Source organism: Halobacillus sp. Cin3, assembly GCF_947311855.1.
GTDB classification, from domain to species: domain Bacteria; phylum Bacillota; class Bacilli; order Bacillales; family Halobacillaceae; genus Halobacillus; species Halobacillus kuroshimensis.
On sequence record NZ_CAMZMV010000002.1, the window covers coordinates 254,043 to 273,415 of the forward strand.

Here is a 19,373-nt window from a genome sequence, read left to right on the forward strand (position 1 = left end):
TGACGAATGAAGCTGAAAAAGCTGACCATCTTCCTCTGGACAGCGGCTTTCCTCGTGCTTGCCGGCATCGGAACAGCGGCCGGCTATGCGGTTTACTTAACCGATCAGGTGAAAGAAACCGCTGATGAATCCCACAAAGAGCTGGACCGCGGGGGCATGTCGGATAAACGCGTGGAAGAAGTGAACCCTGCCAAAGATCATACGTCTGTTTTATTCATCGGCATTGATGACAGCGAGAAGCGTACAGGTGACGAAGGACTTCCGGCCCGTTCCGACGCCCTCGTTCTGGCCACCTTCAATCAGGATGATCGATCAATTAAGATGCTGAACATCCCCCGGGACTCCCTCACCTATATCCCTGAAGTCGGCTATGAGGATAAAATTGCCCACGCTCATGCCTTCGGCGGTGTAGACGCTACCGTCAAGACGGTGGAGCAGCTGCTTGATGTTCCTGTCGATTATTATGTCCGATTGAACTTTAATTCATTTGTGGAAGTTGTCGATGCCATCGGCGGGATCAACTACGAAGTTCCTTTTGATATGACAGAGCAGAACAGCTCGGATACGGCGGGAGCCGTAGAGCTGCAGGAAGGCTACCAGACGATTAACGGCGAAGAAGCCCTGGCCCTTGCACGAACAAGGAAGTATGACAGCGACCTTGCCCGTGGGGAGCGCCAGATGAAGCTCATCCAGGAAATTTTCAGTGAGACGATGTCCACAAAAGGGTTGAACAACTTCGACGATATTCTTGCATCTGTGAGCAGCAACATGAAAACGAACCTGACCTTTGATGAAATGATTTCCTTCAAAGATTATTTCCTCCAGAAGGACGGCTTTACATTTGATAAAATGCAGCTGGCTGGTGAAGGCGGATTCACTGGTAACGGCTGGTACTATCAGGTGAATGAAGAAGATCTCACCGCCGTCACTCAAACGCTTAAAGATCACTTGAACCTATCCAGCCCTCTCGTTAAGGACGATGAGGTGGACAGCTTTTCCGACGGAGACGAAAGCAGTAATTCCATGTAAAAAAAAGCAGAAGGCTGTTTATCCAGCCTTCTGCTTTTTTATCTGCGGGTTCGGACGCCGCGGATCATATTCAAAATCGGTTTGTAATCTTTTCCAATCAATCCGGTGATTTCAACAATCAATTCAATCATCAGCGCAAGAAGGGCTACAACAAGGACCGCTCCATACATCGTCGCCTGCGAGAAAATAACGGCAGCAAGACTGAACAGGGCACTGACGGCGTAAATCATCAGAACAGATTCCGGATGACTGTAGCCGAGATTTAACAGACAATGATGAAGGTGCGACTTATCCGGTGCCGACAGCGGTTTCCGCTGAATGACCCGGCGGACGATCGCAAAGAGCGTGTCCGAAATCGGAACACCTAAAATAATGACAGGAATAACGAGTGAGAACAACGTTACGTTTTTAAATCCGAGTAAAGAAAGAACACTGATCATGAAACCTAAAAACAGGGCACCTGTATCACCCATGAAAATTTTAGCCGGATAAAAATTGTAGACGAGGAAGCCGAGGGTGCTTCCAAGCATCATCAAGCCTGCGAAGACGACGAATACATTCCCCATCGTAATGGCCATGCCGGAAATAGTTAACAGCGCAATGGCGGACACACCTGCGGCTAGGCCGTCCAAACCGTCAATCAAGTTGATGGCATTTGTAATGGCAATGATCCAGACGATCGTAAGCGGAATACTAAGATATCCAAGCTCCAGTTCCCCGCCGAAGGGCAGGTTGATGAACTCCACCTGAACACCGCCGAGGACGACGACACCTGCGGCAAGCAGCTGTCCGGCAAGCTTCATTTTTGCGGACAGTTCTTTCAAGTCATCCAGTACGCCTGTCACGATAATGATCGTTCCTCCGAGAAGGACCGGCCATGTTAATTCACTTTCCGGAAAAAAGAAGACGATTCCCAGCGCGAAGCTTAAATATATCGCTAAACCGCCGAGACGCGGCATCACATTTTTGTGGACTTTCCGGTGGTTCGGCTGATCCGTCGCACCGATTTTTATTGCTGCCCGCTTGACCAGCGGCGTAATCGCCACCGAAATGATCAGGCAGAACAGCAAGGCCTTATACTCCATAAAGACCCTCCTCAGGTTTATTATATCCTCTCCGGTCCATTGTAAGCGGATCGATAATTTCCATCTGTTGTGTTCATACTAAGGTTTGTAATCGAGAAAATTATATCACAGGAATATGGGGGGCAATGTAACGATTTCCTAAATTTCCGTTAGCCTATTTTTTCAGACCTCAAACCTATTTAGATCGGTTTCGTCACAAACCTCACTATATCAGCAGATTATGTCAGTGGAATAACTGGTTTTTAACAATCCCATTTCATTTTTTGCGTTTTTCTGACTTTTTCTTTGTAGAGAGTTTTTTGTTTACACCTTCGTTTCGGTTTGTCTAAAATAGGGAAGTTATCTTTGACATCTAACTAGGAGGACTCATTCGTTTATGGCAACTAGAGAACGAAGAAAATTAGAAAAGACGTTAAAACCCCACTGGGTCTGGGCGATTGCCTTCGGTTCAGCGATTGGCTGGGGCGCTTTTGTGCTCCCCACAGACTGGATCGGCCAGGCAGGCCCTGTCGGTGTAGTTCTCGGCCTTTTACTCGGCGCCGCTCTTATGATGATTATCGGCGTCAGCTATGGATTTTTGATTGAAAAATTCCCCGTTACGGGTGGTGAATTCGCTTATGCCTATATTGGATTCGGCCGGCGGTTCGCTTTTATGGCGGGATGGTTTTTAACGCTCGGCTATATCTGTATTGTTGCATTGAATGCCTCAGCCCTCGCGCTGCTGGCAAAATTCCTCTTCCCTGACTTTGTTCAGACAGGGAATATGTATACCGTAGCTGGATATGATGTATCCATCATCCAGATTGCGATTGCATCTCTTGCCCTTATCGTATTTGCTCTATTGAATATCCGCGGTGCCAGCTTTTCCGGGCAGACACAATTTGTTTTCAGCCTGATCTTGATTGCGGGGATTGTCCTGCTTGGAATCGGTGCCATCATGACCGATGGACCAAGCGTATCCAATATCTCCCCTGGATTTACACCGGATCAGACCGCATTGGCATCCATTTTAACGATTCTTGCCATTGCCCCGTTCGCGTACGTCGGGTTTGACAACATTCCTCAGACAGCGGAAGAATTTGAATTCGAACCGAAAAAGGCATTCAGCCTGATCATCTGGTCACTGCTCGCTGCCGGACTGGCTTACAGCGCCATGATTTTGATTACAGCAAGTACGATGCCTTGGCAGCAGCTGCTTGCGATGATCAACGACACCCAGTCGGTCTGGGGAACCGGTGATGCGATTGAAAGCTACCTTGGACGTGCCGGCGTCTTCATCATCGCTGTCGCTGTCTGTATGGGTATCTTCACAGGGTTGAACGGTTTTTACATTTCTGCCAGCCGCCTGACGTTTGCTATGGGACGTGCCCGCATTCTGCCGGACAGCTTCCGCAGACTGCACCCGAAATATAAAACACCCTATGTCGGCATCCTGTTTACGATGGCAATCTGTCTCGTCGCTCCGTGGTTCGGCAGAGAAGCCCTCCTATGGGTCGTCGATATGTCATCCACCGGCGTTGCCATCGCGTACTTTTTCTGTACCGCAACGGCGTACAAGTTTTTCCGCTGGTCAGAGAATTCCAAGGCGGAGAATGAAGCAAGCACGGTTTCCCCGGGACGCAAGCTTCTTTCCCTGATCGGAATGATCAGCTCCATCGGCTTTCTCGTTCTCCTTCTGCTGCCATGGTCACCGGCAGCCTTAGGGAAGGAATCCTACATCGCTCTTGGTGTATGGATCATCATCGGAATCGTCTTCTATCTATTGAATGCGAAACGCTACAACGAAATCAGCCGTAAAGAAATGAACTATCTGATTTTAGAAAAAGAAGAAATATAATAGGAAAACTCCCCGGAAATGTTTCGGGGAGTTTTCTTTTTCGACAAAATCACTACAAAAAACGACGTTGTATGACAGCCAGTTAACAATTTTCCAATCCTCAAAATGAACACCTCCCCCCCGTTTTCATCTATGGTAGAATGGGAATTTGAGAGGTTAGAAAACAGAGGTGGAACAAATGGCGAAAAAACTCGTCCGCGTCCGCAGACGCAGGAAAAAAAGAAGAATAAGAAGATGGGTCGTTTTTTTATTTGTCCTGTCGCTGCTGATCGGTGGTGGCTTTTATTACGTGAATAAAGTCTACACCGCCTCTTACGAAGATCTGGATAGAGGAGACAAATCCGACCTGCGTGATGAAGCCGTGGACATCGGCGATGATCCGATTTCAATTTTACTGATGGGTGTTGAGGATTATTCGACAGAAGGCGGCGCCGGCCGTGCGGATACCCAGATTGTGATGACCCTTGATCCTGATACAAAGGACATTACGATGACAAGTATTCCACGGGATACGCAGGTGGACATCCCGGCCTATAAAGTCGGAGATCAATATGCAGGATCACACAAGCTGAACGCAGCCTACTCGCTCGGGGAGGTTTCCGGATACGGGGCTGAAAAGCTGACGATTGAAACCGTTGAGGACTACCTCGGCATTCCGATTGATAAGTTCGCATCCGTCAATTTCGAAGGGTTTATGGAAATTGTCGACCTGATGGGCGGCGTCACGATCGATGTGAAGGAAGGCTTCTGGGAACGAAGCAGCCTGGATTATGATAAGAAGATTGAATTTGAAGCAGGTGAAACAACGATGAACGGGGAGGAAGCTCTCGCTTTTGTCAGGATGAGAAAGCGTGATGTTGCCGTATCCTATCCACGGGACGAACGTCAGCGTCAATTCATCCGGGCGGGCATTGATGAGGCCCTTTCTGCTGACAACCTGCTCAAAGCCGGTGAATTTGCGGATATCCTCGGTGACAGTGTCAGTACGAACCTGACGATCTCCGAACTGTACGCCATTCAAAAAACACTTTCTTCCGAAAATCCTTCGACGACGACTTATACGATTGAAGGACAGGACATGCGTCTGGAAGACGGGTTGTATTATTTCGTCCCTGACGAAGGGGCTTTAGAGGACACGAAGCAGAAACTGCAGCAGGCTCTGGATATTGCGCCTTCCGGATCCTACGGGAACACTACGGATGAAATAAGTGAATAAACACAGCAAAACTGACCATATTCTGATGTGGTCAGTTTTTTTATGTATCCTTAAGCTGTCCTGGTAAAAATCAAGATTCCGTTGGTCCGTTTCGATGTGTAGGGACCTTCGTATTCCTGTGGAAACCCCTCTTCATCACTTTCAAGTTTGATTCGCTGTATCAACGCTTTCTCTTTCAAGATCCGGCGGAAGGTATCTTCTGTTAAATGTCTGAAAGGTTCCACGACAATCGTTTTGTCAATCCGCACGCTGCACCGGCCGCTCACCGGCAGTTCTGTCTGGTCCAGTAAAAGCTTGGTTACATGCACTACCCCTGACATCCTCTCTGTATAAAATGACAAAGAGCCCCTTCCTTTTGAAGGGTACTCTATCCATATTATAAGAAAAGGAGAATAAATTGGAAACGGCAGATATTCCTAGTTGGTTAGAAAGACTCTTTCATCAGTCCTTGAATATCGTTCTGCCATCCGCTCTCCTTCTGTCCTAAATCCTTATCCACACGGGACTGGAGGTCTTTCCCCTGCCCTTCAGCCTTCCGAGAGTCATAGATCTTCTGGAAGGATTCTTTTGTACCAGTTTCCAGCTGAACCCAACCTTTTTTCATCTACTGAGCGGGCTGGTATTCTCAATAAAAAAACCTCCCCCACCGGAGTGGAGAAGGCCTGTTCATGTTATTCTTCGATAATGCGATAGTTTGTATGAGCCACAACCGTCCTGTCATATTCGAAATCGATGTCATTCAGATTGTCCATAATGGTTAAATCAACAATGACAGACTGCTGGCATTGACTTGGAATAACTCTTCCTTTAAATGTGATATCATTTCGTTCAAAGGTAACAATTTGACCAGGTGTTGCAATACGATCATCAGGTTGTATCATATCTCTCTATCCTTTCTGAATCAACATTATTGGTTTCAAAAAAGTTTACATGAAATAAACAAACAATTCAAACAAAACTTTTACAATATATGTTACTAAATTCGACAAAAGTATACAAGTAAAATACTTATGGTTTCACAAATCACTCAGGCGGTATATAGTAGAAATAGAAAAAAATGGAGAGGATGATCTTTTTTGTCTGTAGCTGTTTATAAAATAAAGCGGACCATCCTGATCTTTTTCGGGGTGTTTCTCATCGCTGCGACAGCTTTCCTTTTCACACTCTATCAACTGGGAACGGATTTTCTCATCCTGGAGGATACCGTGGAGGAGGATTCGGAGGCGGATGCCATCATCGTCTTAAGCGGTAGTGCAGAACGACTGGAACGCGGAGCTGAATTGTACGCCAAGGGAGCGTCAGATACAGTCATTTTAACGAATGCCGAAGAAAATGGGACGACGCCGGACCGGGCGGTTTCCCTGGGCATATCCGAAGCCGATATTTTAGAAGACACCAAAGCCACGAGTACATATGACAATGCACTTTACGCCAAGGACATTATGGAGGAGCAGGACCTTTCCTCAGCCATCGTCGTTACGAGTGAATTCCACTCGAGGAGGACGAAAATGACGTTCGATGATATTTTCGGAAAAGACTATACGTTAAGCTATGCCTTTACCTCCTCCTCGTTCAATCCCGCCGATGGTTTGACGGAAATGGAAAAAAAGACAACCTTCAGCGAATATACGAAAATGATCTTTTACTCCATCCGTCTGCTCTTTGACTGACTTTTCATATGCTGCATCCATGCGCCTGAAACAATCACTAGGATAGTCCTATGGACAGGCGTATGTCTATCCGATACAATGAAAGCGATTTCATAAAAAATGGAAAAAGGAAGGAATGAAAACGAATGAAGATATCATGGATTTGGATGATTGGGCTTGTCCTTTTATTTTCACTTTTTGTGCAACCGGTTGCACAAAAAGTTCAAGCCGATGCCAAAACGTACGACACTGTCGTTCTGCGCGGCAGTGCGGAGGCGCTTGATTGGAGTTCTGATCGTCATCCACTGCAGTATGACGAAGAAGAAGGGGTGTGGCTCAGTGAACCGGTGACCCTGAAAGGCGGTGAAACAACAGAATACAAGTTTGTCTACGACGGAACATGGATGTCTGGTTCCAACCTGACCGTCACCGCTCCTCAGGATGCAGCGTATATTTTCGCTTTTCACCCAGAAGAGGAGCGGACGGTGGATATCCGTCCTGCGGGAACGCATGAAGCATCCGCCACACTCGAACTGACTGTTCCTGAGCATACACCTGAATGGGTGAAACCGACCGTTGCCTCAAGCACGAACCATTTTCATTACACGGCTGCCCCGATGACAAAGACGGGTGAAGATACGTATACGTTTACACTTGTCGGTGAGGACGGACAGAACGTTTCCTATATATACAGCCTTGCGGGGAAAGCCTATGAGGAAGTCCGCAGCGAGCGCCGCACGGTCACTCTCACAAAGGATTCAAGCGTCCAAAACGATACGGTGGACCAATGGAAGACGATTCCCGTAGCCCAGTCTGTCACCCATGATTTCAACCATGAGCCGTACACCCCCACTAAAAAAGATGAGGTGGACGTAACGGTAGAGGTCGAGCACTTTGGTCCCATTGATACAGGAGCAGTGTATTATACGACGGATGGATCCTCCCCTTCCGGTAAGCGCGGAGAGGCAGAGAATGGGATGACCGCTGCTCTGCGTGTCGTCGAGACGAGTGGATCCACCGATGGCTTAAAAACTTCAACCTTAAAGGGCACGATTCCTGCTCAAAAGAATGAAACGCGTGTGAAATACAAACTCGACGTTTGGAACACTGGATCGCAGGGCTCCCAGTTTGCCGACAACAACGTCCTGGCCCCTGAGGAAGCCACCGAGTTTGCCTATTACGTCGAAGACTATCAATCTCCGGACTGGGCCAAAGAATCTGTGATCTATCAGATTTTCGTAGACCGTTTCCGCAATGGCAGTGAGGAGAACAACACCTCCGTCAATCCGGACCTTCCGACAGATGAGCAGTTGAAAGGATGGATGGGCGGTGACCTTCAGGGCGTGTTGGAAAAAATCGATTACCTCGATGAGCTTGGTGTGAATACACTGTGGATTTCACCGATTTACGAAGGCCCGTATTCCCACGGCTATCATCCGACAGATTTCATGAACATCGACCCCCGCTTCGGCAGCAACCAGCTGATGAAGGAACTTGTCGATGAAGCTCATGACCGCGATATGAAAGTCGTCTATGATCTTGTTCCAAACCACACGTCCAACCAACATCCATTTTTCCAGGACGCCGTTGAAAAAGGAGAAGCCAGTACGTATTACGAGTGGTACACCTTTTTGAAATGGCCGGATGAATATGAAACGTTCTATGATGTCCAGGAGCTTCCGGAACTGAACAACGACCATCCGGAAACGAGGGCCTATATGCTTGAGGAAGTGGTTCCATTCTGGATGGAGGACATCGGTGTTGACGGCTTCCGTCTCGATTATGCGAAAGGACCGAGTCACAGTTTCTGGGTCGATTTCCGCCATCAGGTGAAATCCATAGATTCCGAGGCCTTCATTTTTGGAGAAGTATGGGACAGCCTGGAAACCATTGATTCCTATACCGGGAAGCTGGATGGAGCGATTGATTTTGAAACCCAGTCCGCAATTTTCAATACGTACATTAACGATGAATCAATGAACAGCTTAGCTGATTCCTTGATGACAATCCATGAAACCTATGATGAGGAATTCGTACCTGCCACATTCCTGGACAGCCATGATATGCCGCGCTTCATCTATGAAGCAGATGAAAATGAAACCACGATGAAAAACGCAGCAACCCTGCAGTTCGCTCTGCCGGGGGCTCCGATCATCTATTACGGAGATGAAGTCGGTTTGTCCCAAAGCGGTGATCATACGAAAGTGGAAGAATGGAAAGACCGCTTCTACCGGGAAATGATGCCGTGGGATGAAAGTAAACAGAACCTTGACATAAAAGCCCACTATGAAGAATTGATTCAGGCGAGAAAAGATCAACCGGCCCTTGCCTACGGCGATATGAAAGTGATTTATTCGGATGATGACGTCCTCGTATTTGAACGGAGAATGCCTCAGGATCATGTGCTTACCGTCATCAATAAAGGAGAAAAAAGCCGCACATTGAACATCAAAGAGCTGTACAACCAAAAGACGCGGAATAAAGTCATGCTGCAATCCGTGATTGATGACAGCCGGACGCTGAGCCGCCGGGATGACTTGTACGTCAAAGCAGACGCCCATTCCGCCCAGGTGTACGATGTCAAAGGCACACTGACATACGAAGAGCCTTCCGAAGAGAAAAAGTACAACAAAGTGGTCCTCCGCGGATCTGCTCCCCTCGACTGGGAAACGGATAAGCACGCCCTGACGTACAATGAAAAGGCAGGCGTCTGGAGCAGTGCCCCTGTCGCTTTGAAAGCAGGAGAAACTGTTGAGTATAAATTCGTCCGTGACGGCGAATGGCAGGAAGGAGAAAATCTGACGTTCACTCCGGAATCGAGCGGAGAATACATCTTCCACTTCGATCCACAGCAGGAGAATGCCGTCAAGGTCGTCCAGGTCCCTTCCTCAAAAGCATCTTAATCGAATGGCCTCCCCCTATGAAGGCGGAGGCCTTTTTATTTATTGTAATCCCAAAGAATCTTCCACCCGCCTTTTTCCTCAGTCACATATACATCCTGATGAAGGCGGAATCGACCGTATTTCCCTTTGAACGTCTGGTCAACCGATACAACGTACACGTTCTTGAACGGGTCCGTTCCTTTTTCCATCGACCAGGTATCCAGATGAGTGACCTCTCCTGTTGTAAACGTGAATGTTTCCACGCCGAAATGATTCATAAACACGTGGGCCCTGTCCTGTATGTAATGGCCCTTTCCGAATTTATCCTTCATCCGGGAATGAAGCAGCAGCCAGGAATCGGCGTACCGCCCTTTTTGTTCATAGCTGTAAAACGTCTCCACCGCCTTTTCCGCTTGATAACCCGGACGGGATGTGATGAACAGACCGGCAGCCGTCAAACCAGCAGCCAGAAGGATAAGGGCTGTGATGACAAGGAATTTCCCACCAGAACCTTTCTTCTTCATTTCACCGCCTCCCTTTATCACCTTATGCGGAAACAGGAGAAAAAAGAAAAGGCGGCCTTCCAATGATGGAAGGCCGCCTTTTGCCTTTCGTTCAATACGGATCTGCTTCGTGCCCTTTTTCCTCGGCCTGGTCGACCGCATCCGCAGCCCCATCGCTGCCTATCGGAGAGCCACCCCGCTTCGGAAGTTTCCCCTTGGAGGGGGTGATGTCGTTCGCAAATTCCTCGTTCATCTGTCCCGCTGTTGCATTCATCCCAAGTCCCTCTGCCACTCGGCTTCCATAATCCTCATCGCACTGGGTCAGCAAGGATACCATCTTCTTCTGGATGTGGGTGTGGCACGGCTTGAGAGACACGACGAGGTTGTTGATTAAATCGTCCCGCTCCCAATCCTTCAGCATCCGGTACCGTTCTCCTGCCTGCTTGAAATTGTTTTCCCTGTCAATCGGCTCTTTCTTCAGCTTTCCTTCCACGTAAGGCTGGTGAGGCGCCTTTTTCGGAGGGGATTCCTCCAGACCATTCAAGGAGGAAGGTTCATAGTTCACGTGCGGGTTGGACCCTTCCGGCCGATCCACTAAATAGGACATGCTTCCTCCTTCATAGTTGGTGGCGGCATGTTTTTTCGGGGCGTTCGCCGGAAGCTGCTGGTAGTTTGCCCCGACACGGTAGCGCTGCGTATCGGAATAGGAGAATGTCCGTCCCTGAAGCATCTTATCATCAGAGAAATCGAGACCGTCGACAAGCACACCTGTACCAAATGCCGCCTGCTCGATTTCATTGAAATAGTTGTCCGGATTTTTGTTCAGTACCATTTTTCCGACCTTCAAAAACGGGAACTGATCCTCCGGCCACAGCTTCGTATCATCAAGTGGGTCAAAATCAAGCTCGGGATGCTCGTGATCCTCCATAATCTGGACGCAGAGCTCCCATTCAGGATAATCGCCGCTCTCGATGGCTTCGTACAAATCCTGTGTCGCATGGTTGAAGTTTTCTGCCTGGATTTCGTTTGCTTCCTCCTGGGTCAGGTTTTTGATTCCCTGCTTGAGAGGCTCCCAGTGATACTTCACAAGAACCGCTTTCCCTTCGTCGTTCACCCACCGGTATGTGTTCACACCAGATCCCTGCATCTGCCGGTAGTTGGCCGGGATGCCCCACGGGGAAAACAGGAAGGTGACCATGTGCATCGATTCGGGCGTCTCGCTGAGAAAATCAAAAATACGCTCGCTGTCCTGGATGTTGGTCACTGGATCAGGCTTGAACGAATGGATCAAATCAGGGAATTTCATTGCGTCACGAATGAAGAATACCTTCAAATTGTTTCCGACCAGGTCCCAGTTGCCATCCTCTGTATAAAATTTAACAGCAAATCCGCGCGGGTCCCTCAGCGTCTCCGGAGAACCAGCCGAGTGGGTCACCGTCGAAAATCGGACGAGCACCGGCGTTTTTTTGCCTGCTCCGGAAAAAACTTTTGCCCGTGTATATTTCTCCACCGGCTCATCGCCGGCTTTCCCGTAGGTTTCAAAGTAGCCGTGTGCCCCTGTCCCCCGGGCATGGACCACCCGTTCAGGTACACGTTCCCGGTCAAAGTGGGAAATTTTTTCGATATAATCATAGTTCTCCAGCGTGGCCGGTCCCCGGTTTCCGATTGTCCTTAAGTTCTGGTTCGTCCGGACCGGATGCCCCTGCCTCGTTGTCAGCGTTTTTTCGCCTTCTCCTTCGGCAAAACGATGGTCGTCCGCACCACCAGGTCCCTGTTCTTTATAGTTGTCCATATGGTTCCCTCCTGTCATTGACTATCTACAAGGAGAGTTTCTGCAGGCGACCGGTTTTTTATTCCATCTTTTCCATCAGCCTTTTCATCATAAAAAAAACGCCCAGGAAGATCCTGGACGTTGAAATACTTATGATGGAAGAAGGTATTCCGACAGCTGTGTGATACGTTTGCTCATGCTGCCCGGACTGACTTCATACTTTTCGGCTACCGCTTTTTTCGTTACTTTTTCCGGTTCAGAACGGAAAGCAGACGTGCTGCGGTATATATGCTCAAGGGCTGCGGTTACGACTTCCGGCTTACGGAATGTCGGGTTTTCCGCCTGCTTGTACATTTCCCAGCGCTGCTTCAACAGTTCAAATCCATCTTCCTTCTTCAAGCTTTCATCGAACAAGTCAAGCACGTCATCGCCTTCAGCAGAAGCTTCGACCGGCTCTTCAGCTGTGTCTTCTTCGGTTTCATCTGTAGAAGTCATATACATCCAGCTGCGCAGCTGCTCTATAATCGTTGCCTGCATATAGTCATAAATCGTCGCAGCACCGCTCGCTTCAAACGCCTCTTCCAGCTGTTGGCGGAACGTCACGTAGGAAGACTCGTAGTTCGGAATCGCCAGTGGTACGAAGTTGTGAACAGGTCCCCACTTCAAGAGCACACCGATGCAGTATGGCATGTGCTCGTAGTTCTCCTCTTTCAAAGGAATGCCGTCTTTTTTCACTTCAAACGACTCTCCGCTCCACACGTCTTCTACAGAAGCGGTGTATTCAGAGGCAGAACCGTTGATTTTGAATAAGCTCGCGTGCGGAGATTTCCAGGCTTCCATCGTCGCCATCGTCGCCGGACGGATGATTTTATCCTGTTTCTTCGCAAAAAATTCTTCATATAAGGTGGAGCCATCCTCCTGTTTGTCGATCAGGACACGCTGGACCATCTGGAACGCCGCTTCTACTTCTTCTTCCTGTGTTTCTCTTGACTCAGATGGCGTAACGTTCGGATAATTACGGTTCACATAGGCCATAAAATGGCTGTAGTTACTCTGCAGTTCCTCATGAAGGCTGCTGGATCCGACAGCCTGATCGTCTTTCACCATGCAGCATTTTTTATATTTTTTCCCGCTTCCACAAAAGCAGGGATCATTCCTTTTTGTCTTACTCATATAAATCCCTCTCCTAATTGTTTAAAGGTCAACTCTACTAGGGTACCGAAAATTGAGCAAACATGCAAAAAAATTTCCACATCTATGCATTTTTCTGTAAAAAAAGGCGGATATGGGAGTTTTATGGAACCTTTCCCTTCCTTCACAAAAAAACCGCCTGAAGGTTACACTTCAGACGGAGCGGGACGGGAGATCGCTGACGAACGATATTCAATTTTATGCGGAATGATGATACGCTTCGGCGGCTGCTCCCGCCGCTGCACATTTTCAATAAGGCAGGCAGCTGCCTCTGTCCCTAAGGCCTGGATGTGTACGTCCACAGTCGTCAGGGCCGGACGGGACACCTGAGCGAGGTAGACATTGTTGAAACTGACGATCGATAAATCCTCTGGTACATGAATGCCTGCTTCCTCCAAGGTGGATATGACGCCAATCGTCATCAGATCATCGGCGACAACAAGCCCGGTCGGTGGATGAGTGAGAGACATGAGTGCACGAACGGCTGAGCGTCCGCCCGATTTCAAGAACTCTGTATGGACTTTATAATTTTCTTCAACGGAGATTCCGGCCTCTGTTAACGCCTCTTCATACCCTTGAAGGCGGTCGAGCGTCACAACGAGCTCAGGAGACCCGCCGATAAACGCCACACGGTCATGACCGATATCGATCAGATGCTTTGTAATATCCTTGGAAGCCTGAATGTTATCGTTATCGACGTGCGTCACGTGGTTTCCGTTTTCTGCCGGACGGCCGACGACGACAAAAGGAAACTTCTGCTCCAGCAGGAAGGATTGAATCGGGTCACGCACCTGCGAGTAGAGGAGAAGAATCCCGTCTGTCTGACTGCTGTACACCATCCGTTTCACGGCCTCCAGCATTTCCTCATCCGTTTCCCCCGTGCAGAGAACAAGGGAATAGTCCATCTCATGGGCGATGGAACTGATGCCCCGCAGTACTTCCGGAAAAAATGGATTCTGCAGGGCTTTATCTGCACTGAAAGGCAGAACAACTCCGAGAGATTTCGTCGTCCGGCTTGCTAAATTACGGGCGGTCACATTCGGGTGATACCCCATCTCCTCCATCGCCTGCTTCACTTTCCTTTTCGTGGCCGGACTGATCCGCGGATTGTCTGCAATCACACGGGAAACCGTCGAGGGGGCTACGCCGGCCGCTCTGGCTACATCCTTAATGGTTACGTCCAAAACAATCACCTTCTATATATTTACTGCTTCCATCATAACACTCCCCGTTCCAAGGGAGGAATGAGTATTTAGGTGACTACCCAGAAAAAGTATCCTCCTTAATGAAAGACCTGTCCCATTCTTTCTCTCCCTTTAAGTGGATGGTGCAGGATTCGCTGCCCATAGCCCGTGCGGCTCCTTCTTCTGTAAGACAGGACTGTTTCCCAACCCGGACGTGAAGGATAAAAAAAGAAGACCTTCTAATAAACAGAAGATCTTCCTATTTTCAGCTCATCAACCGTCGAGGTCAAAAGAATCGATGTTGACCTGCAAGCCTTCACAAATAACCTTTTACAGTTTAAATTGCTGGATTTCCTCATTCAACTGCTCAGAAAGCTCGGACAGCTGACGGGCACTGTGGGAAACTTCTTCCATTGAACTCGTCGTCTGCTGCGAGGAAGCGGCAACCTGCTCGACCCCTGCCGCCGACTCTTCGGAAACAGAAGCAATCTCTTCAATCGACTGGTTCATCTGCTGGCTGTTTTCTGCAATATCCGAAAGATGCTCGGAAATTTCCCCGATCCGTCCGGACATGTCACTGACAGAAGTATGGATCCGGTGGAATGTTTCCCCGGTCACCTCAATCTGTTTCGTTCCTTTGTCCACTTCCTGATAGCCGGATTCAAGCGATTGAGCGACCCGGTTCGACTCCGATTGGATACTTTCCACAATGGATGTGATATCAATGATGGACGTTGAAACCTGCTCGGCAAGCTTGCGGACTTCATCAGCCACGACGGCAAACCCTTTGCCATGCTCCCCGGCTCTTGCCGCCTCTATAGCCGCGTTCAAGGATAACAGGTTGGTCTGTTCGGCAATATCCTGAATGACCTGGACGAGTTTATTAATCTCCTTGGACTGCTTATCCAGTCCGTGGACACGCTCCACAGACTCTTTGACGATGCCATTGATGGTGTTCATCTGCTGGACGGACGTTTCCATCAAACCCCGCCCTTCTTCGGTCATCGACAGCACTTCCTTCGATGTTTCAGATACCGCTTTTCCACCTTTGTTGGCTTCATCCAGACGTCGGACGAAGCTGTCCATTCCTTCAGAAAGACTGCTGGAGCTGTCTGCCTGGGACTCTGCACCAGAGGACAGTTCCTGCATCGTTGAAGCGACCTGCTCACTTCCTTCTTTCACTTCGTTTGCCGACTGCGTGAGCTCCTCACTCTGCGCCGACACTTCACTGGACGCTGTTGTCACCCTCTGAACAAGGGTTCTCAGGCTGCCCACCATTTCATTCATCGCCACAGACAACTGACCAATTTCATCGGCCCGCTTCGTTTCGATGTCCTCTGTCAAATCACCATCACTAATCCGGTTCACCGATGACAGCAGGGAGCGGACAGAGTTCGTCAGACGGCTGCCGAAGATATAAGCAAACACAGCACCAAGCAGCACAGCGACCGCTAAAAAGATGGCAAGGAACATATTGATTTCCTTCTGGAGGCTTCCGACAAAGGAGGTGCTCATATCGACACCGACTATCGCATCCATGTCACCTATCTGCATAAAGACAGACTTATGGACGCCCCATTCATCTTCATAAATGGATGTCACAACTGTATCACCTGTCTGGAATGCCTCCCTCTGCTTATCTGTAAAAGGAGACTCCACCATCACATCCTCGGAACCGTTCAAGGCGACGATGTATTCCTTCTCTCCCTGCTTTGTCAAAATATAGGCATATTCCAGACGCTCCTGTCCTTCAATGAAGCTGTCCAGCGTGTTGATCAAGCTGGCATGGTTCTCCGATGGGTTTTCCATCGCTTCACGGACGGCATTCGGTTCAATCGAGCGGACAAGCTCCTGACCATTTGTCAAAAGAACCTGTTCAAACTGCGGCAGAATATGATCATCAATCATATTACCGGTTACGAATTTCACAAATCCGAAGGTCAGTCCACCAAGAATAAGGATTGGAATGATGAAATTAACGAACAACTGGGTTTTTAACGACTTCTTCGGGTTCAAGGCCTGCCAATTCATCGGACAGCCTCCTTTGCTGGTTTCATTGTTAGGTAGGGCTCTAAATCAAGGGTAAGTAACCGGTTGAGTTCATTCAGCTGATTCGTTTTGAAAAAGACGACGGCAAACGTCCGGTCACTGGCTGACTGGATGATCCGATACTCCAGGATGTGACTGAACTCTTTTTTCAGCTCATCGTGCTGAATGGATTGAATGAGGTTCATGCTGATATGGCCCGGAACCTCCGCACAGAAAAACCCGTAATAGGACTCGTCGGCCCGCTTCACAATCGTTTCCCAATCCGGCTTTACACCTTTGAAGTAGGCTAAAGCCGAGTTGATATCATAAGCGTAATGACTCACATCTGTCGTACCTGCCCCGGCAAAGCGGAGAGGATTCATCTCAATGGGAACGATTCCGCCTTCATTTTTCCTCATTTCTATGTGAAAAGGATAGTTTCGGAGCTGAAGGCGGTCATTTAACAGACGCAGGTAATCAAGCGCCTGCTCACGGACTTCCTCAAGAATACGGCTGGATGTGTAATAAATGCGGTCTGACGTATCCTGATCGTGAGCAAACCGGCGTTTCAGGATATTCAAAATCACAGGCTCACCCGATTCGTCATAGTAGCAGTCAAGCGCATACTCCTGTCCTTCAATATATCCTTCAATAATGATCTGTTCACTGTCCAGTACGTCATCCGAATACATCGACCGGGAAAGAAGCAGGTCGGAATACAATCCTTGTACCGCCTGGTCCCACTCCTCTTTTTCCTTCACGATATAAACACCGACACTGGAATAGCCTTTGTTGGGCTTGATAACGACAGGGAAAGGGATATCTTCCTTGTTTGAACTCATCAATTCATCAAGTGTGACAAGCTTGAAATAATAGCCTTCATCCAGATCGGCAATCATCTCCCGGAACCGGGCTTTGTTTTTGACCATCTGGGATACTTTCGTATGTATGTGCTCCGGATGGTGGTGCTGCAGCATCTGCAGACAGCTTTCCGAATTGGTTAGTAGTTTAGAATGTTCCTTCATATCCAGGGCTCTTTCATCGTCCTTATAATAGATAGGCAAGTGATGGGTAAGGGCCGTTTGTACTAGGATAGGGGACACCGTTTGTTCATCAATAATCAGCATAAATTCCCTCCTGAGCGTGCAATTTCAACTTATTTGTGCTCGACTCCTTATATATCGGCCGTCCCCGGAGTTCATACAGGTCCGCATGCCTGATTCAGTTATAAAGTCCTATTTAATCAGAAAATTAAGCACAAAAAAATCCGTGTACAGCTACACGGATTCGATGTATGATGAGTCGAACTTTTTCATCTAGTGAATGTTCTCTTCTAATCAGAAACGGGGGCCGCTGATTGAAAAGAGCCCGCAAAGGTACGCAGCTTTTCCATATCTGAGACATCTTCTTCAAAAAGAGGCACATATACCAGCTCTTTGTCTCTAAACGTCCGCTTGATCTCCTCAAGATAGACGCGCTCCTGTTTCCTCCTTTTAGCGAGAAAAGCACCGTCAGCGTAGTCAGGCAGAACTTTATTTACAATCAAGGTCTGCACATCAAGTCCATGTCTGCCCAGCTGCTCCACCGCTTTCTTCGTTTCAAGAATCGGGAGGCGCTCAGGAATGAGAACAAATGCAAAAGCCGTCTTCTCTTCATCTAAAATGATCTTCCTCACCTCTGCGAATTTTTCGCGGCGCCTCTGCAGCACGTTGAAAATCGGATCATCCACAGGCTCTCCATCATGAAGCAGCTGCGTATACGTCTCGTTCATCCGGCTGCGCCGCTCCAGCATGCCATCAATCCACACGTTCATGATCTCAGGGAGTGTAAGCAGGCGGATCGTATGTCCGGTCGGAGCCGTGTCGAACACGATTTTATCGAACCGGCCGGATTCTTCCAAAATGATGGACACGAGGCGGTCGAACAAGGCGGCCTCATCCGCACCCGGTGACGCAGATGCCATATCGATCTGCCGATGCACCTCCTCGACCATTTTGGATTTCACAAGACCTTCCAGGTTTTCTTTCACCCCTTCAATATACCGCTTCGATTCATAACCGGGGTCAATTTCTATTCCGTATAAATGCTTGGCGAGCTTCGTTTTCGTGTGGGATAAAGACGTATGAAAAACATCGCCGAGATTATGGGCAGGGTCTGTCGAAACCACCAGGGTTTCATGCCCCTGCTCAGCAAAGGAGAGCGCAAGGGCCGCTGATGAGGTCGATTTTCCGACGCCTCCTTTTCCTCCCACAAAAATAATAGAATGATGCTGGATATGCTTCATCGGTCCCCTCCTTAACAGCAGCGGATGCCGTCGAGCGGGGATTTCTCCATGCCCATCCGCAAGTGCCAGTCATGAAATTTTTCAACAATATGTGGGTACAATTCAAGCGTATAGTAAAACGCGGGGTTGGGGATGCCGAGCAGATCGGAATAAAGCAGCAGAAGAAAAAGATCTTCTTCATCTCTCAACTCCCGGGCCACCTCCTGTTTATGAGGCAGACTTAATACTTCATCATACAGTTCTACAATCCGTCTCAGGGAAAGCTTCTTTTCCATCGGTCTCCCTCCTCAGGATTCTATCAGTTCCAACAGCCGCTCTTCATAGCGTCCGGCTGAAGCTATATATTCTCCGTTTACAAACACTGCCCCGTACGTGCTGTGCAGCAGAAGGGAAGTCAGTGCCCGGCGGCGGGGAATACGCCCCCGGCGCTGCTGCTGCCAGAAATAAGCGGCTGCAGCCAGCAGGTTCCTAGGGTCCATGAATTGAATGTTGATATCAGGATCGATCTCCAGTGTCTTTAGATAAAGCTGCTGCAGTTTTTTTCGTTCTTCGTCATGATGCGAAAATTCGTCCTCCATGTTAATCAGACCTTCCGGATCGGAGCAGATTCCACCACAGCAGCCCATCCCAATTTCCTTCTCCGCCCGCATCATCATGACATCAATCATGCCTTTTTCCTCCTTACCTGAATGGAAGAAGCCGTACATCGGCACG

General features: G+C 48.6%; 18 protein-coding genes. 5 read left to right on the forward strand and 13 right to left on the reverse strand.

The window, feature by feature from the left end:
- Positions 1–6: 6 nt before the first annotated feature.
- Positions 7–1,029, forward strand: a complete 1,023-nt coding sequence (locus tag QMA39_RS09430) for an LCP family protein (RefSeq protein ID WP_281658524.1) — start codon at positions 7–9, stop codon at positions 1,027–1,029.
- Positions 1,030–1,067: 38 nt separating this feature from the next.
- On the opposite strand, the gene QMA39_RS09435 is transcribed toward QMA39_RS09430, so the two are convergent.
- The gene (locus QMA39_RS09435) at positions 1,068–2,114 is read right to left on the reverse strand and encodes an MraY family glycosyltransferase (RefSeq protein ID WP_281658525.1); all 1,047 of its coding nucleotides are present in this window, start codon (positions 2,112–2,114) and stop codon (positions 1,068–1,070) included.
- A 376-nt stretch (positions 2,115–2,490) separates the two neighbouring features.
- Here QMA39_RS09435 and QMA39_RS09440 point away from each other — a divergent pair, with 376 nt between their 5' ends.
- Entirely contained in the window at positions 2,491–3,951 is a 1,461-nt protein-coding gene (locus QMA39_RS09440; protein ID WP_281658526.1) for an APC family permease, read from the forward strand.
- 178 nt (positions 3,952–4,129) lie between these two features.
- Complete coding sequence (locus QMA39_RS09445) at positions 4,130–5,167, forward strand: LCP family protein (protein WP_281658527.1); 1,038 nt, start codon at positions 4,130–4,132, stop codon at positions 5,165–5,167.
- 50 nt (positions 5,168–5,217) lie between these two features.
- On the opposite strand, the gene QMA39_RS09450 is transcribed toward QMA39_RS09445, so the two are convergent.
- The 3 genes from QMA39_RS09450 to QMA39_RS09460 all read right to left on the reverse strand — a co-directional run bounded on the left by QMA39_RS09450 (position 5,218) and on the right by QMA39_RS09460 (position 6,048).
- Positions 5,218–5,475 carry a hypothetical protein gene (locus tag QMA39_RS09450; protein ID WP_027955033.1) on the reverse strand — a complete coding sequence of 86 codons (258 nt, stop codon included), beginning with the start codon at positions 5,473–5,475 and terminating at the stop codon, positions 5,218–5,220.
- 116 nt (positions 5,476–5,591) lie between these two features.
- Complete coding sequence (locus QMA39_RS09455) at positions 5,592–5,771, reverse strand: hypothetical protein (protein WP_281658528.1); 180 nt, start codon at positions 5,769–5,771, stop codon at positions 5,592–5,594.
- Between the two features lie 67 nt (positions 5,772–5,838).
- Positions 5,839–6,048 (reverse strand): YkvS family protein, encoded by a 210-nt coding sequence (locus QMA39_RS09460; protein ID WP_027955031.1) that lies wholly within the window; start codon positions 6,046–6,048, stop codon positions 5,839–5,841.
- A gap of 195 nt (positions 6,049–6,243) precedes the next feature.
- Here QMA39_RS09460 and QMA39_RS09465 point away from each other — a divergent pair, with 195 nt between their 5' ends.
- Together QMA39_RS09465 and QMA39_RS09470 are read left to right on the forward strand one after the other, a co-directional pair.
- Entirely contained in the window at positions 6,244–6,837 is a 594-nt protein-coding gene (locus tag QMA39_RS09465; RefSeq protein ID WP_281658529.1) for a YdcF family protein, read from the forward strand.
- 125 nt (positions 6,838–6,962) lie between these two features.
- The gene (locus tag QMA39_RS09470; RefSeq protein WP_281658530.1) at positions 6,963–9,719 is read left to right on the forward strand and encodes an alpha-amylase family glycosyl hydrolase; all 2,757 of its coding nucleotides are present in this window, start codon (positions 6,963–6,965) and stop codon (positions 9,717–9,719) included.
- A 35-nt stretch (positions 9,720–9,754) separates the two neighbouring features.
- On the opposite strand, the gene QMA39_RS09475 is transcribed toward QMA39_RS09470, so the two are convergent.
- The 9 genes from QMA39_RS09475 to QMA39_RS09515 all read right to left on the reverse strand — a co-directional run bounded on the left by QMA39_RS09475 (position 9,755) and on the right by QMA39_RS09515 (position 19,327).
- A complete protein-coding gene (locus QMA39_RS09475; RefSeq protein ID WP_281658531.1) occupies positions 9,755–10,222 on the reverse strand; it encodes a hypothetical protein in 468 nt (155 codons plus the stop codon).
- A gap of 91 nt (positions 10,223–10,313) precedes the next feature.
- Positions 10,314–11,993: a catalase gene (locus tag QMA39_RS09480; protein WP_281658532.1), complete on the reverse strand. Its 1,680-nt coding sequence runs from the start codon at positions 11,991–11,993 to the stop codon at positions 10,314–10,316.
- A 129-nt stretch (positions 11,994–12,122) separates the two neighbouring features.
- Positions 12,123–13,145 (reverse strand): SEC-C domain-containing protein, encoded by a 1,023-nt coding sequence (locus QMA39_RS09485; RefSeq protein WP_281658533.1) that lies wholly within the window; start codon positions 13,143–13,145, stop codon positions 12,123–12,125.
- Between the two features lie 164 nt (positions 13,146–13,309).
- A complete protein-coding gene (locus QMA39_RS09490; protein WP_281658534.1) occupies positions 13,310–14,347 on the reverse strand; it encodes a LacI family DNA-binding transcriptional regulator in 1,038 nt (345 codons plus the stop codon).
- A gap of 330 nt (positions 14,348–14,677) precedes the next feature.
- Complete coding sequence (locus tag QMA39_RS09495; RefSeq protein ID WP_281658535.1) at positions 14,678–16,378, reverse strand: methyl-accepting chemotaxis protein; 1,701 nt, start codon at positions 16,376–16,378, stop codon at positions 14,678–14,680.
- On the reverse strand, positions 16,375–17,502 hold the full coding sequence (locus QMA39_RS09500; protein WP_281658536.1) for an ATP-grasp domain-containing protein: 1,128 nt from the start codon (positions 17,500–17,502) through the stop codon (positions 16,375–16,377). Before QMA39_RS09500 ends, QMA39_RS09495 begins: the two co-directional genes overlap by 4 nt.
- 206 nt (positions 17,503–17,708) lie before the next feature.
- Positions 17,709–18,659 (reverse strand): ArsA family ATPase, encoded by a 951-nt coding sequence (locus tag QMA39_RS09505; RefSeq protein ID WP_281658537.1) that lies wholly within the window; start codon positions 18,657–18,659, stop codon positions 17,709–17,711.
- Positions 18,660–18,670: 11 nt separating this feature from the next.
- Entirely contained in the window at positions 18,671–18,934 is a 264-nt protein-coding gene (locus tag QMA39_RS09510; RefSeq protein WP_027955022.1) for a cory-CC-star protein, read from the reverse strand.
- Between the two features lie 12 nt (positions 18,935–18,946).
- Complete coding sequence (locus tag QMA39_RS09515) at positions 18,947–19,327, reverse strand: hypothetical protein (protein WP_281658538.1); 381 nt, start codon at positions 19,325–19,327, stop codon at positions 18,947–18,949.
- Between the last annotated feature and the right edge of the window lie 46 nt (positions 19,328–19,373).